25 protein-coding genes are annotated in these 26,600 nt (G+C 66.6%); 12 read left to right on the forward strand and 13 right to left on the reverse strand.

Going from position 1 to position 26,600, the window contains the following annotated elements; all coding sequences use genetic code 11:
• Positions 1-8: 8 nt before the first annotated feature.
• The 4 genes from AVE30378_RS28015 to AVE30378_RS28030 form a co-directional block, all read right to left on the reverse strand.
• Positions 9-587: a DJ-1/PfpI family protein gene (locus AVE30378_RS28015; RefSeq protein ID WP_129245813.1), complete on the reverse strand. Its 579-nt coding sequence runs from the start codon at positions 585-587 to the stop codon at positions 9-11.
• Positions 588-726: 139 nt separating this feature from the next.
• Complete coding sequence (ybaK, locus tag AVE30378_RS28020) at positions 727-1,218, reverse strand: Cys-tRNA(Pro) deacylase (RefSeq protein ID WP_129245815.1); 492 nt, start codon at positions 1,216-1,218, stop codon at positions 727-729.
• A gap of 38 nt (positions 1,219-1,256) precedes the next feature.
• Complete coding sequence (xerD, locus tag AVE30378_RS28025) at positions 1,257-2,240, reverse strand: site-specific tyrosine recombinase XerD (RefSeq protein WP_129245816.1); 984 nt, start codon at positions 2,238-2,240, stop codon at positions 1,257-1,259.
• A gap of 15 nt (positions 2,241-2,255) precedes the next feature.
• Positions 2,256-3,161, reverse strand: a complete 906-nt coding sequence (locus AVE30378_RS28030) for a LysR substrate-binding domain-containing protein (RefSeq protein ID WP_129245818.1) — start codon at positions 3,159-3,161, stop codon at positions 2,256-2,258.
• 184 nt (positions 3,162-3,345) lie between these two features.
• Here AVE30378_RS28030 and AVE30378_RS28035 point away from each other — a divergent pair, with 184 nt between their 5' ends.
• The 3 genes from AVE30378_RS28035 (at position 3,346) to AVE30378_RS28045 (ending at position 7,551) form a co-directional block, all read left to right on the forward strand.
• The gene (locus AVE30378_RS28035; RefSeq protein WP_129245860.1) at positions 3,346-5,028 is read left to right on the forward strand and encodes a thiamine pyrophosphate-binding protein; all 1,683 of its coding nucleotides are present in this window, start codon (positions 3,346-3,348) and stop codon (positions 5,026-5,028) included.
• A 129-nt stretch (positions 5,029-5,157) separates the two neighbouring features.
• A complete protein-coding gene (locus AVE30378_RS28040) occupies positions 5,158-6,351 on the forward strand; it encodes an acyl-CoA dehydrogenase (protein ID WP_129245820.1) in 1,194 nt (397 codons plus the stop codon).
• A 210-nt stretch (positions 6,352-6,561) separates the two neighbouring features.
• Positions 6,562-7,551, forward strand: coding sequence for a TRAP transporter substrate-binding protein (locus tag AVE30378_RS28045; RefSeq protein ID WP_129245822.1), 990 nt, complete (start codon positions 6,562-6,564; stop codon positions 7,549-7,551).
• A gap of 32 nt (positions 7,552-7,583) precedes the next feature.
• Here AVE30378_RS28045 and AVE30378_RS28050 read toward each other — a convergent pair whose 3' ends face one another.
• The 6 genes from AVE30378_RS28050 to AVE30378_RS28080 form a co-directional block, all read right to left on the reverse strand.
• Entirely contained in the window at positions 7,584-8,027 is a 444-nt protein-coding gene (locus AVE30378_RS28050; protein WP_129245824.1) for a MaoC family dehydratase, read from the reverse strand.
• A gap of 233 nt (positions 8,028-8,260) precedes the next feature.
• Positions 8,261-9,361, reverse strand: a complete 1,101-nt coding sequence (locus tag AVE30378_RS28060; RefSeq protein ID WP_129245826.1) for an ABC transporter ATP-binding protein — start codon at positions 9,359-9,361, stop codon at positions 8,261-8,263.
• Positions 9,358-10,161: an ABC transporter permease gene (locus tag AVE30378_RS28065; RefSeq protein WP_129245828.1), complete on the reverse strand. Its 804-nt coding sequence runs from the start codon at positions 10,159-10,161 to the stop codon at positions 9,358-9,360. The genes AVE30378_RS28060 and AVE30378_RS28065 overlap by 4 nt, the downstream gene beginning before the upstream one ends.
• Positions 10,158-10,985: an ABC transporter permease gene (locus AVE30378_RS28070; RefSeq protein WP_129245830.1), complete on the reverse strand. Its 828-nt coding sequence runs from the start codon at positions 10,983-10,985 to the stop codon at positions 10,158-10,160. The genes AVE30378_RS28065 and AVE30378_RS28070 overlap by 4 nt, the downstream gene beginning before the upstream one ends.
• 3 nt (positions 10,986-10,988) lie before the next feature.
• Positions 10,989-12,629 carry an amidohydrolase gene (locus AVE30378_RS28075; RefSeq protein ID WP_129245832.1) on the reverse strand — a complete coding sequence of 547 codons (1,641 nt, stop codon included), beginning with the start codon at positions 12,627-12,629 and terminating at the stop codon, positions 10,989-10,991.
• A gap of 9 nt (positions 12,630-12,638) precedes the next feature.
• Positions 12,639-13,760 (reverse strand): ABC transporter substrate-binding protein, encoded by a 1,122-nt coding sequence (locus AVE30378_RS28080; protein WP_129245834.1) that lies wholly within the window; start codon positions 13,758-13,760, stop codon positions 12,639-12,641.
• A gap of 108 nt (positions 13,761-13,868) precedes the next feature.
• On the opposite strand from AVE30378_RS28080, the gene AVE30378_RS28085 reads away from it, so the two are divergent.
• The gene (locus AVE30378_RS28085; protein ID WP_129245836.1) at positions 13,869-14,825 is read left to right on the forward strand and encodes a LysR family transcriptional regulator; all 957 of its coding nucleotides are present in this window, start codon (positions 13,869-13,871) and stop codon (positions 14,823-14,825) included.
• Positions 14,826-14,839: 14 nt separating this feature from the next.
• Here the strand turns inward: AVE30378_RS28085 and AVE30378_RS28090 are convergent, their stop codons facing one another.
• Together AVE30378_RS28090 and AVE30378_RS28095 are read right to left on the reverse strand one after the other, a co-directional pair.
• A complete protein-coding gene (locus AVE30378_RS28090; protein WP_129245838.1) occupies positions 14,840-16,399 on the reverse strand; it encodes an acetolactate synthase large subunit in 1,560 nt (519 codons plus the stop codon).
• 171 nt (positions 16,400-16,570) lie between these two features.
• Positions 16,571-17,179 (reverse strand): TetR/AcrR family transcriptional regulator, encoded by a 609-nt coding sequence (locus AVE30378_RS28095; protein WP_129245840.1) that lies wholly within the window; start codon positions 17,177-17,179, stop codon positions 16,571-16,573.
• 183 nt (positions 17,180-17,362) lie between these two features.
• Between AVE30378_RS28095 and AVE30378_RS28100 the strand changes: the two genes are divergently transcribed.
• Genes AVE30378_RS28100 through AVE30378_RS28115 form a run of 4 tightly spaced genes read left to right on the forward strand, consistent with a single transcriptional unit; the run spans position 17,363 to position 21,561 of the window.
• Entirely contained in the window at positions 17,363-18,934 is a 1,572-nt protein-coding gene (locus tag AVE30378_RS28100) for an AMP-binding protein (RefSeq protein WP_129245842.1), read from the forward strand.
• Between the two features lie 48 nt (positions 18,935-18,982).
• Positions 18,983-19,963: a Bug family tripartite tricarboxylate transporter substrate binding protein gene (locus AVE30378_RS28105; protein WP_129245844.1), complete on the forward strand. Its 981-nt coding sequence runs from the start codon at positions 18,983-18,985 to the stop codon at positions 19,961-19,963.
• 14 nt (positions 19,964-19,977) lie between these two features.
• Positions 19,978-21,147: a thiolase domain-containing protein gene (locus AVE30378_RS28110; protein ID WP_129245846.1), complete on the forward strand. Its 1,170-nt coding sequence runs from the start codon at positions 19,978-19,980 to the stop codon at positions 21,145-21,147.
• Positions 21,148-21,150: 3 nt separating this feature from the next.
• Entirely contained in the window at positions 21,151-21,561 is a 411-nt protein-coding gene (locus AVE30378_RS28115; protein WP_129245848.1) for a Zn-ribbon domain-containing OB-fold protein, read from the forward strand.
• 112 nt (positions 21,562-21,673) lie between these two features.
• Here the strand turns inward: AVE30378_RS28115 and AVE30378_RS28120 are convergent, their stop codons facing one another.
• A complete protein-coding gene (locus AVE30378_RS28120; RefSeq protein WP_129245862.1) occupies positions 21,674-22,696 on the reverse strand; it encodes an amino acid ABC transporter substrate-binding protein in 1,023 nt (340 codons plus the stop codon).
• Positions 22,697-23,120: 424 nt separating this feature from the next.
• Here AVE30378_RS28120 and AVE30378_RS28125 point away from each other — a divergent pair, with 424 nt between their 5' ends.
• Genes AVE30378_RS28125 through AVE30378_RS28140 form a run of 4 tightly spaced genes read left to right on the forward strand, consistent with a single transcriptional unit; the run spans position 23,121 to position 26,347 of the window.
• Positions 23,121-24,140, forward strand: coding sequence for a Bug family tripartite tricarboxylate transporter substrate binding protein (locus AVE30378_RS28125; RefSeq protein ID WP_129245850.1), 1,020 nt, complete (start codon positions 23,121-23,123; stop codon positions 24,138-24,140).
• 47 nt (positions 24,141-24,187) lie between these two features.
• Positions 24,188-24,868 (forward strand): 3-oxoacid CoA-transferase subunit A, encoded by a 681-nt coding sequence (locus tag AVE30378_RS28130; protein WP_129245852.1) that lies wholly within the window; start codon positions 24,188-24,190, stop codon positions 24,866-24,868.
• A 10-nt stretch (positions 24,869-24,878) separates the two neighbouring features.
• A complete protein-coding gene (locus AVE30378_RS28135; RefSeq protein WP_129245854.1) occupies positions 24,879-25,520 on the forward strand; it encodes a 3-oxoacid CoA-transferase subunit B in 642 nt (213 codons plus the stop codon).
• A complete protein-coding gene (locus tag AVE30378_RS28140; RefSeq protein ID WP_129245856.1) occupies positions 25,520-26,347 on the forward strand; it encodes an IclR family transcriptional regulator domain-containing protein in 828 nt (275 codons plus the stop codon). The genes AVE30378_RS28135 and AVE30378_RS28140 overlap by 1 nt, the downstream gene beginning before the upstream one ends.
• Positions 26,348-26,600: the final 253 nt, after the last annotated feature.

Raw genomic sequence — 26,600 nt, forward strand, 5'->3', positions numbered from 1 at the left:
CGCCGCTATCAGGGGACGATCTTGGTGCCCAGCACCGCCAGGAACTGCGACAGCCAGGCCGGATGCGCGGGCCACGCGGGCGCGGTCACCAGGTTGCCGTCGGTGTAGGCCTGGTCGATCCCGATCTCGGCATAGGTGCCGCCGGCCAGGCGGACTTCCGGCGCGCACGCCGGATACGCCGAGCAGGTGCGCCCCTTCAGGATCCCCGCCGCGGCAAGCAGTTGCGCGCCGTGGCACACCGCCGCGATGGGCTTCCCGGCCTGGTCGAAGGCGCGCACGATGTCCAGCACCTTTTCATTCAGGCGCAGGTACTCCGGCGCGCGTCCGCCCGGAATGACCAGGCCGTCGTAGGACGAGGGCTCGACGCGGTCGAAGTCGTAGTTCAGCGCGAAATTGTGGCCGCGCTTTTCGCTGTAGGTCTGCGCGCCCTCGAAATCGTGGATGGCCGTGGCGACGGTATCGCCGGCCTTCTTGTCCGGGCATACCGCATGCACCGTATGCCCCACCGTCAGCAGGGTCTGGAACGGCACCATGGTCTCGTAGTCTTCGGCGTAGTCGCCGACCAGCATCAACAGTCGCTTGCTCATGGAAAGTCTCCTAGGGATGGCGGAAAGCCGGTTCTGCACCCCGCGGGGCGGGGTTCCGGTTCTTGGTCTTCGTCCCTATTGTGGCTCCGCCATCGGCCCGCGAGGTGGTATCGGGATACCGCAAGCGCCGCGGCCGGCGCTACTGCTCCAGCGCGACGGAGACGCCTTTCGCGCCCAGCAGGCCGACCAGCGCCTTGGGATCGATCCCTATCAAGTAGCCGCGCCGCCCGCCGTTGATGTAGACCACGGGATAGTCCAGCACCTCCGCCTCGACCCATACCGGCATCTTCTTGCGCGTGCCGAAAGGCGAGGTGCCGCCCACCTGGTAGCCGGAATGGCGCTGCGCCACCTCGGGCTTGCAGGGTTCGACCCTCTTCAGCCCCGCCTGGCGGGCCAGGTTCTTGGTGGAGACCTCCCGGTCGCCGTGCATGACGATGATGAGCGGCCTGGCGGACTCGTCCTCCATGATCAGCGTCTTGACCACCGCATGCGGGTCCAGGCCCAGTTGGCGCGCGGCCTCGCCGGCGCCCCCGTGGTCGACGTAGTCGTAGGTATGTTCCGTATAGGCCACCTTGTGCTGCTTGAGGAACTGGGTGGCGGGCGTTTCAGATACGTGGCGGGCTTTGCTCATGAGAATGCCGGACTGATGTGGGAAAAGGCGCCGCGCGGCTAGCCGCGGGGATGGTGCACCGCGTGCAGCGCCTTCAGGCGTTCGCGCGCGACGTGCGTGTAGATCTGCGTGGTGGAGATGTCCGCGTGGCCCAGCAGCATCTGCACCACGCGCAGGTCGGCGCCGTGGTTCAGCAGGTGCGTGGCGAACGCATGCCGCAGGACGTGCGGCGACAGGGGCGCGCGGACGTCCGCCAGCAAGGCGTACTTCTTCACCAGTTGCCAGAAGGCCTGGCGCGACATCGGCTCGGCCCGGCCGGTGATGAAGAGCGCGTCGCTCACGCGGCCGGCCGCCAGTTCCGGCCGCCCGGCCTTCAGGTAGCGGTCGATCCAGTGCGCCGCCTCCGCGCCCAGGGGCACCAGCCTGTCCTTGCCGCCCTTGCCCAGCACCACGCGCACCACGCCTTCGTTCAGGCTCACGTCCAGGGTCCGCACGCCCACCAGCTCGGACACCCGCAGGCCGGTGGCGTACAGCGTTTCCAGCATGGCGCGGTCGCGCAGGCCCCGGGCCTGCTCCAGGTCGGGCGCGCGCAGCAGGGCGTCCACCTGCTGCTCGGACAGGGTCTTGGGCATGCGCGGCGGCTGCTTGGCGGCGACCAGCGTCAGACAGGGATCGCGCTCGCACCGGTGTTCGCGCAGGGCCCAGGCATAGAAACGGCGCAGCGCGGCCAGCCGGCGGTTGGCGGTGGTGGCGCGCGTTTCCTCGTGGCGGAAGGCGAACCAGGCCTCGATGTCGGCTTTTCCAGCATCGCGCAGGGGGATGGCGGGCCCCGCGGGCAGCGCGTGGGCCTGCCCGCCGGCGCCGTGGCGGTCGGCCATTTCGCGGGCATAGGCCTCGGGGTCTTCGAGCCATCGCGCGAAGCCGGTCAGGTCGCGCCGGTAGGCGGCCAGGGTGTTGGCCGACAGGCCGTCCTCGAGCCATACGGCGTCTATGAAAGCGTCGATATCGGCCTGGGAGGCGAGCGGCGGGCGAATGTCGGACATGATTGATTCTACGGCTCAGCGCCCGCCCACGCCCGAAGCGGCCGACTTCAGCCAGCTCTCGAAGAGCTGGAGCGCCTCGGAGCGTTCGCTGCGCTGCGGATAGCCGAAATAATAGCCCTGGCTGACCGTCAGCGACTGCGGCACCGGCATCGCCAGCGTGCCCTGGTCCAGCGCGGGCTGCGCCAGGAAGCGCGGCATCAGCCCCACCCCCAGCCCGGCCTGCACCGCCGCCATCACCATGGTGAACAGTTCGTAGCGGGGCCCGCCCGCGGCCTGGGGGCCGTACAGATGGTTATTGGCGCCGTACCACTGGCGCCAGGCGTCGGGGCGCGAAGCCAGGTGCAGGTGCGTCATGCCGGACAGGGCGCCGGCGCCGGAGTCCGCCGCGCGCGCCGCCAGTTCCGGCGCGCACACCGGCACCAGCTCGCGCTCGGGAAACAGCAGCACGCCCTGCGTTCCCGGCCACAATCCGTCCCCGTGGTACAGCGCGCCGTCGAAGGGCTGGTCCTTGAACTGGAAGGGCAGCGTGCGCACCGACAGGCTGACGGTGATGTCGCCGTGTTCCCGCTGGAAGTCCGCCAGGCGCGGGATCAGCCAGGTCGTGGCCAGGGTGGGCACGACGGCGATGTGGATGCTGCGGCCCATGCCGGTGCGGCTGACCAGGCCGAAGGTGTCTTTTTCGATCTGGTCCAGGTGGTGGCGGATGCGGCCGGCGTATTCCGCCCCGTGGTCGGTCAGCACGATGCGCCGCCGCACCCGGGTGAACAGTTGCACGCCCAGGCGCGACTCCAGGCTGGCCACCTGGCGGTAGACCGCGCTGTGGGTCAGGGACAGTTCCTCGGCCGCGCGGGAAAAGCTGCCCAGGCGGGCGGAGGCTTCGAACGCCTGCAAGGCGCTCAGGTTGGGAATGCCGTTTCTCATAGAGCGGGAACCGCCTTGTGCGGGCCGGGTGCTGCGGCGCTCGGGGCGCGGCGCTTGCCGCGGCGCAACATGGCACGTCGTGCCGGTGGGTCAATAGATTGTGCAATTTTATCAATTGCATTGTGCGATCGAGGAACATTATGCTCGGATGTCCTAACCTCGGCTCATCATGACTACCACCCCCATGTCCCAGCAAGAATCCCGCCTAGGCGGACACATCCTGGTCGACCAACTGGTTGCGCAGGGCGTCAAGCATGTTTTCTGTGTTCCCGGCGAAAGCTACCTCGCGGTGCTGGACGGCCTGCACGACGCGGATATCAAGGTCACGGTGTGCCGCCAGGAAGGCGGCGCGGCCATGATGGCCGACGCCCACGGCAAGCTGACCGGCGAACCCGGCATCTGCATGGTGACCCGCGGCCCCGGCGCGTCCAACGCGCTGGCCGGCGTGCACATCGCCAAGCAGGACTCCACCCCGCTGATCCTCTTCGTGGGCCAGATCGAACGCGGCATGCGCGAACGCGAAGCCTTCCAGGAAATGGATTACCGCGCCGTGTTCGGCACGCAGGCCAAGTGGGTCACCGAAATCGACCAGGTCGAACGGATCCCCGAACTGATTTCGCGCGCCTTCCACGTCGCCACCTCGGGCCGCCCCGGCCCGGTCGTCATCGCCCTGCCCGAGGACATGCTCGTCGAAGCGGCGGCGGTCGCCGACGCGCCCCGCTACGAAATCATCGACTCCGCGCCCACCGCCGGCCAGTTGGCCGACCTGGAAAAGCTGCTGGCCGACGCCAAGAACCCGGTCGCGATCCTGGGCGGCACGCGCTGGGACGCCCGCGCCGTGCAGCAGTTCGCCGATTTCGCGCAGCGCCACGCGCTGCCCACGGCGGTGTCGTTCCGCCGCCAGATGCTGTTCCCCGCCGACCACCCCTGCTTCATCGGCGACGTGGGCCTGGGCATCAATCCGGCCTTGCTCAAGCGCGTCGCCGACGCGGACCTGGTCCTGCTGGTGGGCGGCCGCATGTCGGAAAACCCCAGCCAGGCCTATACCCTGCTGGACATCCCGGTGCCCCGGCAAAAGCTGGTGCACGTGCACCCCGACTCCGGCGAACTGGCGCGCGTCTATCGCCCCACGCTGGCCATCAACACCTCGCCCGCCGCCTTCGCGCAGGCGCTCGCCGGCCTGAAGGCGCCCGCCAAGCCCGCCTGGGCCGAAGGCACGCAGGCCATGCGCGAGTCGTACCTGCAATGGAGCGATCCCTCCGCGATCACGACGCCGGGCGCGCTCCAGATGGGCCAGGTGATGGCCTATCTGGAAAAAACGCTGCCGGCCGATGCCATCATGACCAACGGCGCCGGCAACTACGCCACCTGGCTGCACCGCTTCCACCGCTTCAACCGCTACGGCACGCAACTGGCGCCCACGTCGGGCTCCATGGGCTACGGTCTGCCCGCGGCCGTGGGCGCCAAGCGCGTCTGGCCCGACAAGACGGTGGTGTGCTTCGCCGGCGACGGGTGCTTCCTGATGCACGGCCAGGAATTCGCCACGGCCGTGCAGTACGACCTGCCCATCGTGGTGGTGCTGGTGGACAACGGCATGTACGGCACGATCCGCATGCACCAGGAAAAGCACTACCCCGGCCGCATTTCCGCGACCGCGCTGAAAAACCCGGATTTCGCCGACTACGCGCGCGCCTTCGGCGGCCACGGCGAACGCGTCGAGACCACCGAGCAGTTCGGGCCCGCCTTCGAGCGCGCCCTGGCCAGCGGCAAGCCGGCGATCCTGCACTGCTTCATCGATCCGGAAACCATCACGCCGTCCACGACCCTGGAAAAGATCCGCGACGCGGCCCTGAAAGCCCAGCACTGACACGGCAAGGACACGGCGGGCGCCGGCGGCGCGCAAGGCGCGCCGGGCAACCCGCAGCTTGCCGTCGCAATTATTTTAGGTTTAAACTTTCTAGCATTCCGAACACGGAAATCCATAGCGGAGACCAGCATGTCCTCGAATCCTTCCTTTCACTGGCAAGATCCCCTGTTGCTGGACCAGCAACTGACCGAAGAAGAACGCATGGTGCGCGACGCTGCCTACGCCTATGCGCAGGACAAGCTTGCTCCGCGCGTCCTGAACGCGTTCCGCAATGAACAGACCGATCCGGCCATCTTCTCCGAAATGGGCGAACTGGGCCTCCTGGGCGCCACCATCCCCGTCGAATACGGCGGCGCCGGCCTGAACTACGTCAGCTACGGCCTGATCGCCCGCGAAGTCGAACGCATCGACTCCGGCTACCGCTCCATGATGAGCGTGCAGTCGTCCCTGGTGATGGTGCCCATCAACGAATTCGGCAGCGAAGCGCAAAAGCAGAAGTACCTGCCCAAGCTCGCCCGCGGCGAATGGATCGGCTGCTTCGGCCTGACCGAACCCAACCACGGCTCCGACCCCGGCGGCATGGAAACCCGCGCCGTCAAGACGTCCGACGGCTACAAGGTTTCCGGCAACAAGATGTGGATCACCAACTCGCCCATCGCCGACGTCTTCGTGGTGTGGGCCAAGTGCGTCGGCGGCGACTTCGACGGCAAGATCCGCGGCTTCATCCTGGAAAAGGGCATGAAGGGCCTGTCGGCCCCGGCCATCCACGGCAAGGTCGGCCTGCGCGCCTCGATCACCGGCGAAATCGTCATGGACGAAGTGGAAGTGTCCGACGAACAGATGATGCCCGGCGTGTCCGGCCTGAAGGGTCCGTTCACCTGCCTGAACTCCGCCCGCTACGGCATCGCCTGGGGCGCCGTCGGCGCCGCCGAGGCCTGCTGGCACACCGCCCGCCAGTACACCCTGGACCGCAAGCAGTTCGGCCGTCCGCTGGCCGCCAACCAGTTGATCCAGAAGAAGCTGGCCGACATGCAGACCGAGATCACGCTGGCCCTGCAAGGCTGCCTGCGCCTGGGCCGCATGAAGGACGAAGGCACCGCCGCCGTGGAAATCACGTCCATCATGAAGCGCAACTCCTGCGGCAAGGCCCTGGACATCGCCCGCCTGGCGCGCGACATGCTCGGCGGCAACGGCATCTCCGACGAGTTCGGCGTGGCCCGCCACCTGGTGAACCTGGAAGTGGTCAACACCTACGAAGGCACCCACGACGTGCACGCCCTGATCCTGGGCCGCGCGCAGACGGGCATCCAGGCGTTCTATTGATCGCCCGCCTATCCCGGCCCTGAACAAGGCCGCCCCTCGGGGCGGCCTTGTCATTTCGTCCTTGGGCAATCGAACCGCGCCCGCGCATTGCCGAAAGCCCGAATAGCCGCGGCCCCGCGCAGGCCGTACGCTTTGCGGCATCGGCCAGGCACGGGCCCGGGCGCTCCCGCGCCGTCCCACGTGCCCGACCCAACCAACCAGGAGTCGCGCATGCAAGGCAATCCATCCCTCCGCCTGCTGGCGGGCATCGCCATGGCCTTCATGGCCCATGGCGCCTATGCCGCCACCACCCTGACGATGGCCACCGAATACCCGGCCACCTCCATGCCCGGCCAGGGCGTGTCCACCTTCGCCGAACTGGTCCGCGCGAAGACCTCGGGCGCCGTGGTCATCGACGCGAGCTACGACGCCGCCAAGGGGATCAAGTCCGGCGACATGATCGACGCCGTGGAGGCGCGCAAGGTCGACGCGGGCGATGCGTTCGCGGGCGCCCTGGCCACCAAGTACCCGATCTTCGGCGTCTCGTCCCTGCCCTTCCTGGCCGACTCGCTGTCCAAGGCGCGGAACCTGAACAAGGCCGCGCGGCCGGCCTATGAAAAACTGCTGGCGGCGCACGGGCAGAAACTGCTGTACACCACGCCCTGGCCGGCCTCGGGCATCTGGTCGAAGCAGAAGATCGACGGCGTCGCGGCGCTGAAGGGCCTGAGCATCCGCACCTATGACGCCACCTCGCAGGACGTGATGCAGAAAGCCGGCGCCCGCGCGCAGAACATCTCGTTCGCCGACGCCATGCCGCGGATCGCCTCGGGCGAAGTGAACGCCGTGCTGTCCTCGGGCGACGGCGGCGCGGGCCGCAAGCTGTGGGAACACCTGCCCAACTTCGCCGAGATCAACTACGCCATGCCGGTCTCGATCGCGACGATGAACCTGCAGGCCTACCAGGCCCTGGACGCGCGCACCCGGCGCGCCATCGACCAGGCGGCGGCGCAGACCGAAACCGAACAATGGAAGCGGATCGACGGCCGCCTGCAGCAGAATTACGCCAACATGCGCAAGAACGGCGTGGTCATCAATACCTCGGTGCCGCTGCCCGTGCGCAACGCGCTGAAGGACGCGGCGGCGGACTCGGTGAACGCCTGGAAGGCCGCGGCCGGCCCCGATGCCGCCGCCATTCTGAAGCAGGCGGGCGGCAAGCGGTAGCGCGGCGGCGGCGTTCCCGCCCCCCTGGTCCGCTAGTTCTCGCCGGTAAGGTCGAACAGGCTGGTCGCGTCCAGTTCCAGCACGCCTTCGTCGTGCTGGTTGTAGACCGTCCAGGCCCAGGTGATGATGCCCAGGTCGGGGCGCGACGACGAGGTGCGCACGCCCTGCACCCGCGCCTCCAGGCGCAGCGTGTCGCCCGGACGCACGGGGGTGCGCCAGCGCACTTCGCCCAGGCCGGGAGAGCCGAACGATTCGGAATCGTGCAGCGCCGCGTCCACGGCCATGCGCATGGTCAGCGCGCAGGTATGCCAGCCGCTGGCGATCAGCCCGCCCCACCGGCCTTCGGAGGCGCGCTGGGGATCGGTGTGGAACCACTGGGGATCGTATTTGCGCGCAAACTCCAGGATCTCCGCTTCCGTCACGGTGACGGGGCCGGCCTTGATGAGCATGCCGTCTTTGAAATCGGCGAACTTCATGTTGTGGAATTCCCCCCGCAAATGCGGCCGGCGCGCCACCGCGCGCCGGCCGTCGCATGTTTTTCGGATCCTACGTTCCGAAACCGGTCAGTCTCGAAATGCAGCCGCCCTTCACGGCGCGGCGCATCATGCAGGATAGACCAATCCCGGCCCGATTGCACCGTCACGCCGCGCAACGCGTCCGGTTCCATGCCCGTCAGGCCCCGGACCTGGATGCGAGGTGGACGTTCCGTTCACGGCCGCGCCGCCTCAAGCACGCTGACGGCCTCGCCGTCCACCGCGACAAGCACGTCGGCGCCCTGGCGCAGGTCCGGATGCTGCCCCGCGCCGGCGACGCATTCCAGGTATAGCGGCGTGCCGCGAGGCGTGCGCAGCAGGTAGTTCAGCAGGTTCCCCGCGTAGCCGACCGCTTCGACGCGGGCCTGCAGGCCCGGCTGCCCCGCGGACGCCAGCCGCAGCTTGTGCGGCCGCACCACCAGGCTCACGCTGTCGCCGGCGGCGCACGCGCGCGGCGCGCCCGCGACCTGGATGACCCCGCCCTCGTAATCCACCGCCAACCCGTCCTGCCCGGCCGAACGCACCGTGCCCTGCAGCACATTGCTGCGCCCCAGGAATTCGGCCACGAACAGGCTCGCCGGCCGCTCGTAGAGTTCGGACGGCGACCCGATCTGCGCGATGCGCCCCTGGTTGAAGATGACAATGCGGTCGGACATCGACAGGGCTTCTTCCTGATCGTGCGTGACGTACAGGAAGGATGCGCCGGATTCCTTGTTCAGCTTGCGCAGCTCCCATTGCAGGTCGGCGCGCAGCTTCTTGTCCAGCGCCGACAGGGGCTCGTCCAGCAGCAGCGCGTCGGGCCGGTAGACCAGCGCGCGGGCCAGCGCCACACGCTGTTGCTGCCCGCCGGAAAGCTGGCGGGGATAGCGTCCGGCGTACGCCCCCAGTTGCACCTGTTCCAATGCCGCCCTCGCGCGGGTGCGCGCCTCGCCGCCGGAAACCCCGCGTATCGAAAGGGGAAACCTCACGTTCTGCTCCACCGTCATGTGGGGGAACAGCGCGTATCCCTGGAACACCATGCCGAAGCCCCGGTCCTCGGGCGGACGGCTGGTGATGGGCGCGCCGCGGTGGAAGATTTCGCCGGCGCTGGGCGCGACGAAGCCCGCGATCGACATCAAGGTCGTCGTCTTGCCGGATCCCGACGGGCCGAGCAGCGTCAGGAACTCGCCCGGCGCCAGCGAAAAGTCGATGCCGTCCAGCGCCGCCGTCGAACCGAATAGCTTGCGCAGCCCCTGCACCCGCAAGAGCGGCTCGGCCGGAGAATGAGATGAATTCATGAGGACTCCCGCTTTCCTTTCCTGTGCGCAAGCAGGCGCTCGACGCACAGGCATATGAAGGTGATCAAGATCATCAGGGTCGCCACCGCCGCGATCGTGGGATCCACGTTCTCGTTGATGCCGTCCCACATCGCCCTCGGCAACAGATAGACGTTGCGCGTGGTGATGAACAGCAGCACGACCAACTCGTCCCAGGACACGATGAACGCGAAAATGGCGCCCGATACGATGCCCGGGCGGATGCCGGGCAAGGTGACGCGCGACAGTACCTGCAGGGGCCGGGCTCCCATCGAACGGGCCGCCTGCTCCAGGCGCGGATCGAAATTGGCCAGCGCCGAACCCACCGACACGAAGACGAAAGGCGTGGCGGCAACCACATGGGCAAGCACCACGCCCGTGTAGGTGTCGAGCAGGCCCAGGTCGATGTACAGGCGGTAGTACGCCAACGCCCCCACGATCGTGGGAACGATGAGGGGCAGCAAGGCCAGCATGCGGACCAGGCCTCCCAGCCGCGCGCCGAGCTTCCACGCGCCGATGGCAGCCGCGCAGCCCAGGCAGGTCGCGGCCAGCGTGGAGACGGCCGACACGGCAACGCTCTGCAGCAGGCTTTCCCGCCAAACGGGGCTTTCCACCAGTTGACGGTAATGCTGCAGCGACCATGACTCCGCCGGAAACGACAGATAGCTGCGGTCGGTGAACGACACGGGAATCACGACGAGCGCCGGCAGGAACAGATACGCAAGCACCAGCGCTGCGCACACGGCCGCGGCCCGGAACCACCAGGATGGACGTATGGTCATGGCGCACCGAACAAGGAAGGGACCCGCACGCAGCGCGACATCAGGACCAGGCTCAGCACCACGGTGGCGAGCAAGGCGCTGGCGAACGCGGTGGAAATTCCCCAGTTCATGGTTTCGCTGATGCCGAACTCGATGTACTGGGCCACCATCACGGTCTTTCCGCCGCCCAGCAGGGCCGGGGTGATGAAGAACCCCAGGCAGAAGATGAAGACGAGCACCGCCGCAGCCAGCACACCCGGCAGCGACAACGGCAGGTACACGCGCAGGAATGTGCGCACGGGCCCCGCCCCCAGGGCGCGCGACGCCGCCATCAGCGAGCGGTCCATGCCCAGCATGTTGGTCAGCATCGGCAGCACCGCATAGGGGATCATGTAATGCACCATGCCGATCAGCACGCCGGTTTCGTTGCGCAGCAGCGCCAGCGGCCGGTCGGCCAGGCCCAGCGCCATGAGCGTCGCATTGACGGCGCCCTCCCTGGACAGCAGCAGCACCCAGGCGAAGGCCCGCACCAGCACCGACAGCCAGAACGGCACCAGCAGGCAGATCGTCATCCAGCTACGCACGTGCGCGGGCACGTTGGCCATGACGTAGGCCACGACATAGCCCAGCACCAGGGCGATCAGCGTCGTCCAGACGCATATCCTGGCGGTGGTCGCCATGATTTTCAGGTAGAGCGGCTGCGTGAACAGCGCCACGTAGTTGCCGATGCCGGCCACGGGCTCTGTAAAACTGATCGCCAGGATGCGCAGTACCGGCAGCAGGAACAGGCCGCCGACCAGCAACACCACGGGCAAGACCAGCGCGACGGGAAGCGAGCGCTGCATGGTTCAGTCCTCCTCGGGAAGTTCGTCCGCCCACGACGCGAGCGGCGACCGGAACGCGACGCGCCCGCCGACCAGCGTGGCGAGCACCGCCGCGCCACGGATCGCGTCCGCCGGGATCTCGTACAGATTGCGGTCCAGCACGATCAGGTCGGCCAGCTTGCCGGGCGCCAGCGTGCCTTTGAATCCGGCCTGGCGCTCGGCGATCGCGGGATTGACGGTGTAGCAGCGCATGGCTTCATCCACGGTGATCGCCTGCGCGGCTCCGATCTCGGCGCCCGATGCCGTTTTGCGCGTCACCATGGACCATATGCCGAGAAACGGATTGCGGTCGCAGACCGGAGCGTCCGAATGCCCGCAGACCAGCACGCCCCTGTCCAGCATGTCGCGATGGGGCCACAGCCAGGGCCAGTCGCACTCGGGCCGGTTGCGCAAGTAGGCATCGCCCAGGTTGTAGGCGAAGCCGGCCGCGGACGAATCGATCACGCCCAGCCTCGCCATGCGCTGCTGGATGGGCGGCGGCGCGCAGCAGCAGTGTTCGATGCGCGGCGGGACCGCGCCGGGATGGACGGCCAGCGCCCGTTCGAACGCGTCCAGCGCGAAATCGATGCCCCGGTCGCCGTTTCCAGTCGCGGCCGCCTGCAGGCCCGCGGCCATGACCCTGCCGACCTTGAACGCGAGTTCCTCGGCCGAGAAATTCACGTCGCCGAACTCGGCGGGCCCGGTCGCGGCGGCGCCCGCCTGAGGGGAATAGGGCCGGTAGTACGCGGCCGTGCGGCCGCTGGTGCTGCCGTCCGATCCGTACTCCACGCCAAGCAGGTGCAGGAATTCGTCGCCGTCGCCGAAACGCGCGCCGGAACGCAGAACGTCGTCGACCAGCGCTTCATCGCGACCATTGAGCATCATGCCCACACGCACCCGCAACGCTCCGGCCGCATGCAGGCGCCGATACGCCCGCAACGCCAGCGCGCTGGTCAGGGCGTTGTGGACGCTGGTGATGCCCAGCCTCGCCATCTCGCCGAAGATCGCCGGATAACCGCCGAGATAGTCCTCGACCCGGTCGCCCGCCGCGATATGCGTGGTGAAAGCGAATACGCCCCGGCCGCGCGCCAGGCCCGCCGGTTCGTCCAGGCAGTGATCGGGCACCGCGCGCGCCAGGCCGCTGACGGCCAGTTCGGCGAACGCGGCCTGGCTGGCCACGCCCACCTGGGCATCGCGCCGCAGGAGGAATACCGCGCGTCCCGGCGCGGCGGCATCCAGCGCCGCGCGCATGGGATAGCCGCCGATGTCGTTCTCGTCGAGGCGAAAGCCCAGATACCAGGCGCCGGCCGGCGCCTGGCGGTGGAACGCCGCAAGGCGCCCGAGCAGGGCGGCCTGGGAATCGATCCCGGAGAGGTCGTCCCAGCGTCCCGCCTTGACCGCCTGCCCGTCCGGATGGCAGTGGCTGTCGTTGATCCCCGGCATGGCGAACGCGCCCGCCAGGCCGACCTTGGCCGTCGCGGGCCCGGCCAGCGCCAGGCAGTCGGCGTCCGTCCCCGCGCCGACGATCCGGCCGCCGCGTATCGCCAGCGCCTGCACCACGCCCAGGGAAGCGTCCAGCGTGGCGATGCGGCCGCCGTGCAATACCATATCTGCGTATGCGCTCATGCTGCGTGCTCAGCCGGTGATCACTTTGACGTACTCGTTGTAGATGCGGTCCTGGTTCTCGCCGTGCCAGACCGCATCCGCCACGATCTGCAGCCGGAAGTTCTCGTCGTCCGTGGGATTGTCCTTGCGCAGTTCCGGCGGCACCAGCGCGCTGGCCGCGGGATTGGCCGGGCCGTTGCCCATGAGCCGCAGCAGTTCGATCTGGCTCTCCGGCGACTGGGTCGACGCGATGAAGTCGAAGACCTTGCGTCCCGCGGGATTCCCCTTGGGCACCAGCCAACCGGCCGGTATCAGAATGCCCTGGTTCCAGGTGAAATCGATGCTGGAACCGGGCTCGCGCCGCATCACCGCCGCGCGCGTGTGCCACACCAGGCCCATGGTGGCCTCTCCCTGGCGCAGCAGTTGCTGGCTCTCCGCGCCCGTCTTCCAGAAGATCGCGTGTTCCTTGATCGCGGCGATCTTGTCCAGCGCCCGCTTTTCATCGATGGGATAGATCTTGGCGGCGTCCGCCGGCACGCCATCGGCCATCAACGCGGCCTCGAGCGATGCCAGGACGCGGTCCGGCAGGATGCGCATGCCGGGAAAGTCCTTGGTGTTCCAGAAGTCGGCCCAGGTCCTGGGCACGCGGTCGCCAAAGGCCTTCTTGTCGTAGGCCAGGACGAAGCTGTAGATGAAATGCGAAACGCCGTATTCGCTGCTGAAGCCCGGACGAACCTTGTTCCGGTCGACGATGGAGTAGTCGATCGGCTCCAGGTAGCCTCGCTTGCCCAGCGAATGCGCCGCGGCGAGGTTGGCATCGCACACGTCCCACACCACGTTCTTCGACTCCACCATGGTGCGGATCTTGCCGAAGGAAGGGCCGGTTCCGTCGAACTCCACCTTGGTCCCGGTGGCCTTTTCGAAGGGTTTTCCCCAGACGGCCGGCTGGTGCTTGATGGCGTCGCCTCCCCAGTTGCAGACGACGATCTTCGCCGCGTCGGCATGCGCCCGCCGCAGCGGCAGCATCGCCGACACGCCCGCGGCGCCCAGCAAGGCCAGCAGTTGGCGCCGGCGCGCGGAAGACAGCGTGGGATCGTTCAGCGCAAGGCGCGCCGCATCGGTCAGGCAAGGATCTTGCGGGGGCATCTTCATCTGCTTGCTCCTGTGGGGAGAGAGGGAGCGGGCATGATGACGACGGGGGTTCTTTCATGCAATATATGAGTTTTGCACCTATCCGTACTTCCCCTGAGTCCCGCCCTTATGAGCCCACGCTCGCATCTCGGCCTGAGTCGATCCCATGAGTCGCGCGAACCCAGCTTCGCGCAACTGGGCGTCTTCAACGCCATCATGATTTCAGGCTCCGTATCGCGCGCGGCGAAGCTCCTGGGCATGACCCAATCGGCCGCCAGCAAGATGCTGCGGCAACTGGAAGACGACACCGGCCTGACGCTGTTCGAACGCACCCACCAGCGCCTGGTTCCCACGCCCCAGGCGCTCCAGTTGCACGAAAGCGTCGAGCATCTTTATGGGTCCTACGGCGTGGTGCAACGGCTGATCGGCAGTCTCGCCAATCCCGACCATGGCAATGTGACCGTGGCGGCCATCCCCACCCAGGCCGCGACTTTTCTTCCGCAAGCCGTGAAGCAACTGCGCGCGCGGCACCCCGGCATCACCGTCACGCTGGAAATACTGGCCAACCAGCCTATCGTCGAACGCGTGCTGAACGGCCAGGCGGATTTCGGCCTGGTGCACGACATCACCTCGTCGCCCGACACCCACAACGAGGATCTCGGCCCCCAGCATCTGGTCTGCGTCGCTGCCCGCGGCCACCGCTATGCCGCCCTGGAGCAGGTCGCCGCGCAGGACCTCAAGTCTGAAACCTTCCTGTCCTACGGGCCGCAAACGAATTTCGGGAGCTTTCTGGAGATCGCCTTCTCCGAGGCCGGCCTGCACATGCCCGTGGCGGTGGAAGTCACCTCGTCCGCCGCGCTGCTGGCGCTGATACGCGCGGGCGTCGGGGTGGGCCTGGTGGAACCGGCCGCCATCGCCCCCTTTCCCCTGGACCAGTTCGTGATCAGGCCGTTTCGTCCCAGCCTGCTCATCCACTCCCGCATCGTGCGTTCGCGCATCCGGCCGCTGACGCGGCACGCCGAACTGCTGCTGGAAGAGTACCGCGCCGTCGTCACCGCGCCCCAGCCCGAGTACTTCCTGGGCTGAGGCGCGGGAACCGGTCAGATCACCGCTTCGATCAGGAACGGGCCGCGGCGCTTCAGGCCGTCCTGGAGCGCGCGCGCGAATGCTTCCACCGTGTCCACGCTGACCGCCTCCACGCCCATGCCGCGCGCGAGGTGCGTCCAGTCCAGGTGGGGCTCCTGCAGGTCCAGCATGCGGCGGGCGTTGCGGCCCGGCTCTTTCACGCCGACGTTCTTCATTTCGCCATGCAGCGTGGCGTAGGAACGGTTGGCCAGGATCACCGTGAGGCAGTCGAGGTTCTCGCGCGCCTGCGTCCACAGCGCCTGCAGGGTGTACATGCCGCTGCCGTCGGCCTGCAGGGTGACGACCTTGCGGTCCGGGCACGCCACCGCGGCGCCGGTGGCCAGCGGCAGGCCGATGCCGATGGCGCCGCCGGTCAGCATCAGCCAGTCGTGCGGCGCGCTGCTGGCGCTGTAGAGCGGGAATTCCCGGCCCTGGGTGATGGACTCGTCGCACACGATGGCCTGCTCGGGCAGCAGGTGCGCGACCAGGATGTTGACGGCGGCGCCGGTCAGCTTCCCGGATTGCGGCACTTCGTAGTTGGCTGCCGGCGGAACCAGCCGGGGCGCGTCCGCGGCGATCCCCAGCTCGTCGGCCAGCCATTCCAGCGCGTGGGCCAGGTCCTGCTCGGCCGTGGCCAGCACCACCTGGTTGCAGTCGGGCGGCGCCAGCAGGCTGGGCTTGCCGGGATAGGCGAAGAAACCGACCGGCGCCTTGGCGCCGACCAGCACCAGATGCCGCACGTCCTTCAGCTTGGCCACCGCCAGGTCGATGGGATAGGGCAGGCGGTCGACCGGCGTGCGGGAGCCGCCGCGCTCGATGCGGCGGTTGGAGGTTTCCGACACCAGGCGCACGCCCGTGGCGCGCGCGATGCGGCCGGCGGCGTCCAGCGCGCGTTCGCGCAGCGCGGCCCCGCCCAGCATCAGCGTCGCGACTTCGCCGGAACGGATCGCGGCGGCGGCCGCGCGCACCGCTTCCGCCGAAGTCCGGGCCAGTTCCGCCCGCGGGGCCAGCACCGGCTGGGCGGCGCCGTCCGGCAGGTCGGTCCAGGCCGTGTCGGCGGGCAGGATCAGCGTGGCGATATTGCCCGGCGACTGCCGCGCCACGCCCACGGCCTCGGCCGCGTCGGCGGACACCGCGGCGGCCGTCATCGTGCGCTTGACCCAGTGCGACATCGGCCGCGCCACGCCTTCGACGTCGCTGGTCAAGGGCGCGTCGTACTGGACGTGATAAGTGGCGTGGTCGCCCACGATATTGACCATGGGCGTGCGCGCGCGCTTGGCGTTGTGCAGGTTGGCCAGGCCGTTGCCCAGCCCCGGCCCCAGATGCAGCAGGGTCGCGGCCGGCTTGTCGGCCATGCGCGCATAGCCGTCGGCCGCCCCCGTCACCACGCCCTCGAACAGGCCCAGCACGCAACGCATCCTGGGCTTGCGATCCAATGCCGCGACAAAGTGCATTTCCGACGTGCCCGGATTCGCGAAACACACGTCCACGTCGTTGGCAAGCAAGGTATCGCAAAGGCTGTCTGCGCCGTTCATCGTATTTTCCTAGTCGTTATCAATAGCTTGCGGCGCGCCGTCGCACCCGCGTCAGGGACATAATAGGGAGCCGGAGCGAGACGGGATAGAACCATTTCAGCTTGCGCGCATGGAACCATTCCGAATCCCGCAACAGGTTCTTCCGCCAAGCGGAATTAGCGCCGCGTCTGGTCAGCGTCGAGGCCGCGCGGCGCCAATGGCCGGCGCGCCTGCCTGCGGCTTGACCAGGAGGCCATTGAGCACGATTTCGTAGAACTCGGTGAAGGCGGCGCCAATCGAAAGACCGGTTTCCTCCAGGAATCGCTGATTCCTCAAGCGGTGAGCCGCTCCGAGGATCGCTTCCGAGATCACCCTCGGATTGTGCGGCACGAGCAGCCCCTGGCGCACGCCATCGTCGATCATGTCTTCCAGGCCGCGCACCCGCGCCAACTGATAGGCGTCGAAAACCGCGCGGCCACTCTCCGTCGAATCGAGATCCGTCAACGCCGCCTTGCTCAGGCCCGATGCGTTCAAGGTTGCGCGCAAATACGTGGCAATCGCCTTGGCGCCGTCGGCTTCGCCGCGCGCCGCGGCAAATCCCTTTTCCAGATTCGCGTCCAGCACCTGCCGGCAAATATTGACGAAGAGTTCTTCTTTGGTGGCGGCAATTTCGTATATGCGCCTGCGCGAACATTGCATGCGTTGCGCAATGTCGGCAATCGTCAGGGAAGACACGCCTTCGACGATCAGCAACGCCGTCAGTTCCTTGAGGAAAACTTCTTCGGTACGCCGCTTGGCCATGTATCGCCGCTTGCCTTTGAATGTGAAAAACAGGATTGGTGAAGACGGGAATTCTACGACGCCTAGGTAAAACACCTAGGCTGCAAACCATTATTTCGGTACTAATTATATTGACACAGTACCGTTTGTCATCTCAAATCGGTACCAGAAAACAATATTAAGTACCGAACAGATGGAGACAGAATGCGGCCCTCCCCGAACTCCCTGTATGAAGGCGCCACCGTCGCGTCCTTGTACCTCTCTGCATTCAAGGCGTTTCCCGAGACGCCGGCCATCGTCTCCAACGAGAAAACCGTCACCTATTCGCAACTGGAAGCACAGTGCTACCGCATTGCGCGCCTCCTGCGCGCCAAGGGACTGAAAAGACAGGATGCCGTCGCCTTTCTCGTCGGAAACCGAACCGAAGCCATCATCGCCATCATCGCCGCGCAATTCATCGGCTTGAAATCGGTATCGCTGCATCCGATGGCCTCGGAGGAAGACCACGCTTTCGTGCTGCAGGATGCGCAGGTGAAGGCCCTGGTGGTGGACAACGGCAAGTACGCGCAGCGCGCCCTGGCCATTGAGGCGCGCGGCATCGTTCCGCTGATCCTGCCTCTTGACGGCGACACCCGCGGCGCCGGTCTTTTCGACGAAGCGGCGACGATGGATGGCGGCGATCTTGCCCTGGACGCCCGCCCCGGCGATATCACCAAGCTGTCCTACACCGGCGGCACGACCGGCCGATCCAAGGGGATCCTGCATTCCCATCGCACCGCGGTCACCATGGTGCTCCAGATGCTGGCCGCGTATGAATGGCCCGAACGCATCAGGTATCTCGTGACCACGCCTATCTCGCATGCGGCGGGCGGTTTGATTCTGCCTGTCTTCATCCGAGGCGGCACGGTGTACCTGAGCGAGAAATTCACGCCTGTCGACTTTCTCGAACGAGTGCGGCGGCATCGCATCAACTTCACCTTCCTTGTGCCGACCCAGATCTACGGCCTGCTGGATCATCCGGGGTTGGCCAACGGCGACTGCTCCAGCCTTGAACTGGCGCTCTATGGCGCGGCCCCCATCGCGCCCTCCAGGCTGCTGGAAGCGCTGCGCAAGATCGGACCGGTTTTTGGCCAACTGTATGGCCAGGCCGAAGCGCCCATGACCATCTGCTACCTGCGCAAGCAGGACCACGACCCCGCGCGTCCCGGGTTGCTGGGCTCCTGCGGCAAGCCCGTGACCGGCAATCAGGTCAAGCTGCTCGACCAGGACCTGCGGGAAGTGCCGCTAGGCGAAATCGGTGAACTGTGCGTGCGCAGCCCGCTCATCATGAACGGCTACCTGAACCGGCCGGAGGAGGATGAAAAGGTCTTCGCCGGAGATTGGCTGCACACCGGCGACATGGCCCGCATGGATGGGGACGGTTATCTGTACATCGTCGACCGTGTGAAGGACATGATCATTACGGGCGGCTTCAACGTCTACCCCAGCGAAGTCGAGAACTGCCTGGCGCTGCATCCCGGTATCGCGATGTCCGCCGTCATTGGCGTGCCCGACGAGAAATGGGGCGAAGCCGTTACCGCGATCGTGGTGCTCAAGCCCGGCGCGAATGCCGACGAGACCGAGATCATCCAATACGTCACGCAAAAAAAAGGCGTGGTGAATGCGCCCAAAACCGTGGTGTTCGAAAGCCAGCTTCCCCTCACCGCGTTGGGAAAGATCGACCGCAAGACCCTCAGAAGAAAGTACTGGGCCGACCAGGGACGCCAAGTTAGCTGACCTACATCCCGTCCATGGGCAGGCCTTCAGGCAACCAAGGAGACAACGATGCGCATCAGACACTGCCTTTTCAAAGCATGCCTTTTGACTCTCGGCATGGTTAGCGTGAATCTTCATGCACAGGAGACCTACCCGAACCGGCCCATCAAGTTCGTCATTCCCTTCGCACCGGGAGGTGTCACAGACCTGACGGGCCGCACCTTCGCGAAGTACGTGTCCGAAGCGCTGAAGCAACCGCTCATCACGGAAAACAAACCCGGCGCGGGCGCGCTCATCGGTGCGAACTACGTGGCGCGCGCCCCTTCCGACGGCTATACGATGCTGCTCGGGACCAATGTCACCCACGCGATCAACCCGCAATTGATGGCGTCCACGCCCTATGACCCGATCAAGGACTTCCAGCCCGTGGCGATGTTCGGGCTCAATGGCAACGTGCTGGTCGTCAATGCCTCATTTCCCGCGAACGACTTCGATGCGTTCATCAAGTACGTCAAGGAGAAGCCCGGCGACATCAACTACGCCTCGGGCAGCGTTGGCAGCTCCGCCCACCTGGCCGCGGAGTTGCTGAAGCAGGAAGTCAAGGGCCTGGATTACATGCACGTGCCCTACAACGGCCCCTCCGAAGCCATGTCGGCCTTGATCGGCGGCCACGTGGATTTCATGTTCGCCAACATCGGGGCGGCGATCACCCAGATCAAGTCCGGAAAGATCAAGGCCATCGCGGTCACCACAGCCAAACGCGAGGCACAGTTGCCGGACGTGCCCACCATCGCCGAGTCGGGCGTGCCCGGATTCGAAGTCGTGGGCTGGATGGCTGCCTTCTTGCCGAAAGGCGCGCCGCCCGAAGTCACGGCACGCCTGAACCAGGTCATCAATGACGCGCAGGCCAATCCGGAGTTGCGCAAGACGCTGGATGCGGCCGCGCTCATTCCGGTGGTGGCAACGCCCGACGGCACGACGAAATTCGTGCAGGACGAATATGCGAAATGGGGCCGCGTCATTCGCGACGGCAACATCCCAAAACTGTGACCTCCGGACAGCTTATGACACTCAATGGCAAAGCCTACATAGCGGGCGCATACGAGCATCCGACCCGATATGCACCCGACAAGTCCGTTACCCAGTTGCATGCCGAGTGCGCGCTGGGCGCCCTGCGCGATGCGGGGTTGGATCTCAAGGACGTAGACGGCTACTTCTGCGCGGGCGACGCGCCGGGCGGCAATCCCCTATCCATGGTGGAGTACCTGAACCTGGACCTGAAGTGGGTAGACGGCACCGAGCTAGGTGGATGCTCGTACATGGTACATGTGCGCCACGCTGCGCTCGCCATCGCGCAAGGCAAATGCTCGGTCGCCTTGATCACGCTGGCGGGCAAGCCCAAAAGCAGCGGCATGGCGACGGGAACCGCGCCGCGCGAGCTGGGACCGGAACGGCCCGAAACGCCCTGGGACAGGCCCTATCGCTCCACCATCACCGGCATATACGGGATGCTCTCCCAACGCCACATGCATGAGTACGGCACGACCTCCGCACAGCTCGCCGCCGTCAAGGTGGCCGCGGCGCATCATGCGCAACACAACGAGTTTGCGGCGTTGCGCAAGCCGGTCACCGTCGAGGACGTGCTGGCGTCGCCCATTATTGCCAGTCCGTTGCACCGCCTGGATTGCTGCGTCATCACGGACGGCGGTGGCGCGCTGGTACTGACGAGTCCGGAGATCGCCCGGAGCCTGTCACGGCCTCTCGTCAAGCTGATCGGGGCCGGCGAGAGCATCAAGACCAGCCGGGGCGGCTACATCGAGCTCACCGCCTCGGGCGCCGTCACAAGCGGCAAGCTGGCGTTCGCCGAAGCAGGCGTCGCGCCCGGCGACGTCAACTACGCCTCCCTCTACGACAACTTCACCATCATGGTGTTGATGCAGTTGGAGGACCTGGGATTCTGCAAGAAGGGGCAGGCCGGCCCCTACGTAGCCGAAGGCAATTTGATCTCCGGCCGGGGCCAACTGCCTTTCAATACGGACGGTGGGGGGCTGTGCAACAACCATCCCTCAAATCGGGGGGGCATGACGAAAGTGATCGAAGCCGTGCGCCAACTCCGTGGTGAAGCGCATCCCGCCGTGCAAGTCCCCGGTTGCAATCTCGCGCTGGCTGCCGGGCCCGGTTTGGTCATGGGGGTCGCCCATGCGCATTCCACTCTGATTTTCGAACGGGAGTAACGCGTGAACCGCCAAAGCGAGCTTTCCACCTACCTGAACGATCCCTATGCCCAGGCCTACCCGGAAACCGCTCCATTCTGGGCCGCCGCGGAACGGGGGCAATTGCTTCTGAGAACCTGCAATCAATGCAACCGCGCCCATTGGTATCCGCGCATCGTATGCCCGCTATGCGCCAGTGACGACACGGACTGGAAGCCTGCAAGCGGCCAAGGCAGTCTCTATGCGTTCAGCATCATCGAACGCGCCGATCCGCCCTACGCACTAGCCTATGTCGAACTGGACGAGGGTCCGATCATCTTGAGCAATCTCGTCGACTGCGATATTCGCGCCGCGAAGATCGGACAGCGGGTATCCGCCGTATTCCGGCAAACGCCGGATGGCCGATACGCGCCCTTTTTTACACGCCTTGCGTAGGCCGCGAGCTTCTCTCGTCTCTCCAAACGAAAACCTCTGCAAATCACCGTACGATTTGCAGAGGCCGGAGGTTCGTCGCACTATGGCCCGCAGCGGGGCATAGCGCGCGGGATCAGCGGATCGGCCACGGATACATGGCGCCGCCCTGGCTCCACAGCGCGTTCGTGCCGCGCTGCAAGCCCAGCTTGCTGTCCTTGCCCACGTTGCGTTCGAAGACTTCGCTGTAGTTGCCCACGGCCTTGATCGCGTTGTAGGCCCACTTTTCGTCCAGGCCCATGTTCTTGCCGGCGCCCGGCGTCACGCCCAGGATGCGCGAGATGTTGGGGTTGTTGCTCTTGAGCATCTCGTCCACGTTCTTCTGCGTGATGCCGTATTCCTCGGCCTCCATCAGCGCGAACAGCGTCCAGCGCACGATGCCCAGCCAGTTCTCGTCGCCCTGGCGCACCATCGGGCCCAGCGGTTCCTTGGAGAAGCGTTCCGGCAGGATTTCGTAGTCGTCCGGGTTGGCGACCTGCGTGGCGCGCACGGCGGCAAGCTGCGAGGCGTCGTCGGTGAAGGCGTCGCAGCGGCCGGATTCGAAGGCGCGCACCACTTCGGTGACCTTGTCGATCACGACCGGCTTGAATTCGATGTTGTTGGAGCGGAACCAGTCGGCCAGGTTGAGTTCGGTGGTGGTGCCCGGCTGCACGCAGACCGTGGCGCCGTTGAGTTCCTTGGCGCTTTTCACGCCCAGCTTCTTGTTCACCAGGATGCCCTGGCCGTCGTAGAAGCTGGCGGCGACGGCCGACAGGCCCAGCGAGGTATCGCGCGTCTGGGTCAGCGTGACGGTGCGCAGCAGCACGTCCACCTCGCCCGATTGCAGCGCGGTGAAGCGCTGCTGGGTGGACAGCGCGGTTCCCTTGAATTTGGTCGGATCACCGAACACGGCCGCGGCGACGGCGCGGCAGATGTCCGCGTCCATGCCTTCCCATTCGCCCTTGCTGTTCGTCGCGGAGAAGCCCGAGACCCCGTCGGTCAGGCCGCACTGCACGAATCCCTTTTTCTTCACCGCGTCCAGGGTGGGACCGGCCACCGCCGCCTGGGACGCGCAAGCCAGGGCGATAGCGCCGGCTGCAAACAAGATAGACCGCTTCATCATTGCCTCTCCTGAGATGGATGCCGCGCCGGCTTGTAAGCCGGCTGCGGTTGAAACCGAGCCCTGCTTTACGGGGCCGGCCGCCAGATTAAGCGATGTCCACGGCGTGAACAACGCGACGCTGCCTAGTGGAAACCCGAGGAGAAATGACGGCTTGCCCCTGGGTTTCTCCGCTGTCCGGTGATCGAACTTTATCGCCCCATCATACGGCGCGGACGTCTTCCCTTGCGTGCCATACTTTTTTTGCGCTTTGGCCATCGCCGCCATGGCCGCCAACGCAAAAAATGCCCCGTGCCGCGCGTACTTGCTGCTCCCAACGGAGCGCTCTTTGCCTTGGGGCGGCCCGACGGAAAAAAAAGAGCATGCCAGCTCGACGTCCGGACGCGCATTCCTAGTCGGCCGATTCATGGAGGAGACAAATTCCATGGCATATGCAAGCAAACCGGGGGCTCGCCGCCTTGCGGCACCCCCTCGCCGTCACACCCTGAAGACCCTGTTGTGCGCCGTCCTCGCCATGGCGGGACTGGCCGCCGGCTCCGCCCACGCGGCGGACGACTGGCCAAGCAAGCCCATCAAGATCATCGTGCCCTACACGCCCGGCGGATCGACCGACATCGTCACCCGCATCGTGATGGAAAAACTGGGCCCGCGCCTGAAGCAGACCATCGTCGTCGAGAACCGGCCCGGGGCCAACAGCAGCGTGGGTTCGGCCATCGCCGCCAAGGCGGAGCCGGACGGCTACACCTTCCTGTCCATGCTGCCGGCCTACATCATCAACTTCCACCTGTACAAGCTGACCTACAGCCCGGCCGACCTGACGCCGGTGGTGCAGATGGCGGACCTGCCCCTGTTCCTGTTCGTGGCCAACGACCTGCCGGTGAAGACGGTGGCGGACCTGGTCGCCTACGCGCGCAAGAATCCGGACAAGCTGACCTACGCCTCCAGCGGCAACGGGTCCAGCGCGCACCTGACCGGCGCCGACTTCGCCCTGCAAAACAAGATCACGATGACGCACGTGGCCTACAAGGGCAGCGCCCCCATCCTGACCGACCTGCTGGGCGGGCGCGTGTCCATGGTGTTCGATCCCATCCTGGTTCCGATGCAGTACGTGAAGCAGAACCGGCTGAAGGCCCTGGCGTTCACCGGCAAGGAACGGTGGCCGACCGAGCCCGGGATTCCCACCATGGAGGAAGCCGGCCTGCCCGGCTTCGTCACGGGCTCCTGGGCCGGCCTGATGGCTCCCGCCAACACGCCCAAGCCCATCATCGAGCGCATGGCGCGCGAAATCAGCGAGATCGTCAAGGAACCCGACGTCAGGCAGAAGTTCCTGGACGCGGGCTTCCTGCCGGCGGGCGGCACCACCGGGCAGTTCGCGACGCTGATGGAGAAAGACTCGGCGCGGTACGCCGAGATCATCAAGCAGGCGCGCATCACAGTGAATTGAACGCGGCGGGGCGCGCCGGCCGCGCTCCGCCCGGACGGGACTTCATCATGATCGACAAGTTCTACGACAGTCCCGAGGCCGCGGTCTCGGATATTCACGACGGCGCCACCGTGCTGATCGGCGGTTTCGGCGGCGCGGGCATGCCCACGGAACTCATCCACGCGCTGATCGGACAGGGCGCGCGCGACCTTACCGTGGTCAGCAACAACGCGGGCAACCGGGAAACCGGCCTGGCCGCGCTGATCAAGGCCGGGCGCGTGCGCAAGGTGATCTGCTCGTTTCCCAAGGCGTCGCATTCCTGGGTCTTCGACGATCTCTACCGCCAGGGCCGCATCGAACTCGAATGCGTGCCGCAAGGCACCATCGCCGAACGCCTGCGGGCGGCCGGCGCCGGGCTGGGCGGCTTCTTCACGCCCACCGCCTACGGCACCGAACTCGCGCGCGGCAAGGAAACGCGCATGATCGACGGCCGCGGCCATGTCTTCGAACAGCCCCTGCACGGCGACTTCGCGCTGGTGAAGGCCGAGCTGGGCGACCGCTGGGGCAACCTCACCTACAACAAAAGCGCCCGCAATTTCGGACCCGTCATGTGCATGGCGGCCAAGACCGCCATCGCGCAGGTGCGCGCCAAGGCCGCGCTGGGCGAACTCTCGCCCGAGGCCGTGGTCACGCCCGGCATTTTCGTGCAACGCGTCACCCAGGTGGCCGACGCCGCCTTCTCCAGTTGAAGGAGTCCGCATGTTCCAGCCCCTGACCCGCGAGGCCATGGCGCGCCGCCTGGCCCGGGACATCCCCGACGGCAGCTACGTGAACCTGGGCATCGGCATGCCCGTGCTGGTGGCCGCGCACCTGCCGCCGGACCGCGAGATCGTGCTGCACAGCGAAAACGGCATCCTGGGCATGGGTCCGCCCCCGGCGGAGGCCGACGCCGACCTCGACCTGATCAACGCCGGCAAGCAGCCGGTGACCCTGCTGGAAGGCGGCGCGTACTTCCACCACGCGGATTCGTTCGCCATGATGCGCGGCGGCCACCTGGACATCTGCGTCATGGGCGGCATGCAGGTGGCCGCCAACGGCGACCTGGCCAACTGGTCGCTCGGCCGGCCGGGCGAGGCGCCCGCCGTGGGTGGCGCGATGGACCTGGCGGTGGGCGCGCGCAGCGTCTACATCATGATGGAGCACAACGCCAGGAACGGCGATCCCAAGATCGTCGAGCGCTGCACCTATCCGCTGACCGGCGCGGGCGTGGTGGACCGCATCTATACCGACCTGGCCGTCATCGACGTGACGCCGGACGGGCTGCGGGTTCGGGATATGATCGACGGCATGACCCTGAAAGAACTGCAAGGCCGCACCGGCGCGCCCCTGCGCGCGGACTGATGCGGCCCAACCTTCCCCCTCCCGGCTACGCCGCGCCGCCGGCGGCGGAAGACCATCCCGACCAGTTGCGGGGCGACCCGGACTACATGCTGACGCTCGCCCGCGGCTTGCACGTGATCCGCGCCTTCGGCACCCGCCGCCAGCCGCAGACCGCCGCCGAACTCAGCCGCCGCGCCGGCCTGCCCCGCGCCGTCGTGCAGCGCTGCCTGCACACGCTGATCCTGCTGGGCATGGCCGAACAGCATGGCAGGCTCTACGTGCTGACGCCCCGCATCCTGGGCCTGGGCTATGCGTACTTCTCATCGACGCCCTTCGTGTCGCTGGCCCAGCCCGTGCTGGAGGAACTGAGCGCCACGGTGAACGAAACCTGCGCGCTGGCCATCATGGAAGGCCACGAAATGCTGTACCTGGCGCGCTCGGAAGTGAACCGCCTGCTGGCCACCTCGATGGGGCTGGGCAGCCGGCTGCCGGCCTATTGCACGTCCATCGGGCGCGTGCTGCTGGCGCAATTGCCGGAGCCCGCCCTCGCCCGCTACTTCGCCGCGACCGAGCTGCAACCCTATACCGAATTCACCCTGACCACCGAGGACAGGCTGCGCGCCGAACTCGCGCGCATCCGCGAGCAGGATTACGCGGTCGCCGACCAGGAACTGGAATTGAACGTGCGCGCCATCTCGGTCGCGGTGTGCTCGGCCAGCGGCAAGGCCTGCGGCGCGGTCAACGTCAGCGTGAAGGCCGCCAGGGTGCCCTTGAACCGGCTGACGGACGAGTTCCTGCCGCCCTTGCGGCAAGCGGTGGAACGGATAGGGGAATTCCTGGCAGCGTGACCGGTAGGATGGGTGGAGCGCGAGAGTTCTTAAGCTAGGACTCCGCCCTCCAACGCGCGAAACCCATGCTGTTGTGGGCAGACGGTGGCTGGCAGCGGCCTGAAAACAGTCTGCTCACAACAGCATGGGTTTCGCGCGCTGAAGAGCAGCGTTCTTGTGGAGAGGATCTCGCGCTCCACCCATCCTTGTATGGTTCTGTAGCCCCCACCGAAATGTGTTCAGTGGGAGCTGGGGATCGGGACACACCCATCCA

The sequence above is a fragment of the Achromobacter veterisilvae genome, from assembly GCF_900496975.1.
GTDB classification, from domain to species: domain Bacteria; phylum Pseudomonadota; class Gammaproteobacteria; order Burkholderiales; family Burkholderiaceae_B; genus Achromobacter; species Achromobacter veterisilvae.

Bases quoted from the DNA above. Each gene is read 5' to 3' on its own strand.
- AVE30378_RS28095 (WP_129245840.1), bottom strand. From the start codon at position 17,179: ATGGCCAAGCGGCGTACCGAAGAAGTTTTCCTCAAGGAACTGACGGCG.
- AVE30378_RS28140 (WP_129245856.1), top strand. From the start codon at position 25,520: ATGCGGCCCAACCTTCCCCCTCCCGGCTACGCCGCGCCGCCGGCGGCG.
- AVE30378_RS28045 (WP_129245822.1), top strand. From the start codon at position 6,562: ATGCAAGGCAATCCATCCCTCCGCCTGCTGGCGGGCATCGCCATGGCC.
- AVE30378_RS28015 (WP_129245813.1), bottom strand. From the start codon at position 587: ATGAGCAAGCGACTGTTGATGCTGGTCGGCGACTACGCCGAAGACTAC.
- AVE30378_RS28060 (WP_129245826.1), bottom strand. From the start codon at position 9,361: ATGAATTCATCTCATTCTCCGGCCGAGCCGCTCTTGCGGGTGCAGGGG.
- AVE30378_RS28090 (WP_129245838.1), bottom strand. From the start codon at position 16,399: ATGAACGGCGCAGACAGCCTTTGCGATACCTTGCTTGCCAACGACGTG.
- AVE30378_RS28040 (WP_129245820.1), top strand. From the start codon at position 5,158: ATGTCCTCGAATCCTTCCTTTCACTGGCAAGATCCCCTGTTGCTGGAC.
- AVE30378_RS28070 (WP_129245830.1), bottom strand. From the start codon at position 10,985: ATGCAGCGCTCGCTTCCCGTCGCGCTGGTCTTGCCCGTGGTGTTGCTG.
- ybaK (WP_129245815.1), bottom strand. From the start codon at position 1,218: ATGAGCAAAGCCCGCCACGTATCTGAAACGCCCGCCACCCAGTTCCTC.
- AVE30378_RS28035 (WP_129245860.1), top strand. From the start codon at position 3,346: ATGTCCCAGCAAGAATCCCGCCTAGGCGGACACATCCTGGTCGACCAA.
- AVE30378_RS28030 (WP_129245818.1), bottom strand. From the start codon at position 3,161: ATGAGAAACGGCATTCCCAACCTGAGCGCCTTGCAGGCGTTCGAAGCC.
- AVE30378_RS28050 (WP_129245824.1), bottom strand. From the start codon at position 8,027: ATGAAGTTCGCCGATTTCAAAGACGGCATGCTCATCAAGGCCGGCCCC.
- AVE30378_RS28130 (WP_129245852.1), top strand. From the start codon at position 24,188: ATGATCGACAAGTTCTACGACAGTCCCGAGGCCGCGGTCTCGGATATT.
- AVE30378_RS28100 (WP_129245842.1), top strand. From the start codon at position 17,363: ATGCGGCCCTCCCCGAACTCCCTGTATGAAGGCGCCACCGTCGCGTCC.
- AVE30378_RS28080 (WP_129245834.1), bottom strand. From the start codon at position 13,760: ATGAAGATGCCCCCGCAAGATCCTTGCCTGACCGATGCGGCGCGCCTT.
- xerD (WP_129245816.1), bottom strand. From the start codon at position 2,240: ATGTCCGACATTCGCCCGCCGCTCGCCTCCCAGGCCGATATCGACGCT.
- AVE30378_RS28110 (WP_129245846.1), top strand. From the start codon at position 19,978: ATGACACTCAATGGCAAAGCCTACATAGCGGGCGCATACGAGCATCCG.
- AVE30378_RS28075 (WP_129245832.1), bottom strand. From the start codon at position 12,629: ATGAGCGCATACGCAGATATGGTATTGCACGGCGGCCGCATCGCCACG.
- AVE30378_RS28105 (WP_129245844.1), top strand. From the start codon at position 18,983: ATGCGCATCAGACACTGCCTTTTCAAAGCATGCCTTTTGACTCTCGGC.
- AVE30378_RS28135 (WP_129245854.1), top strand. From the start codon at position 24,879: ATGTTCCAGCCCCTGACCCGCGAGGCCATGGCGCGCCGCCTGGCCCGG.
- AVE30378_RS28120 (WP_129245862.1), bottom strand. From the start codon at position 22,696: ATGAAGCGGTCTATCTTGTTTGCAGCCGGCGCTATCGCCCTGGCTTGC.
- AVE30378_RS28125 (WP_129245850.1), top strand. From the start codon at position 23,121: ATGGCATATGCAAGCAAACCGGGGGCTCGCCGCCTTGCGGCACCCCCT.
- AVE30378_RS28065 (WP_129245828.1), bottom strand. From the start codon at position 10,161: ATGACCATACGTCCATCCTGGTGGTTCCGGGCCGCGGCCGTGTGCGCA.
- AVE30378_RS28085 (WP_129245836.1), top strand. From the start codon at position 13,869: ATGAGCCCACGCTCGCATCTCGGCCTGAGTCGATCCCATGAGTCGCGC.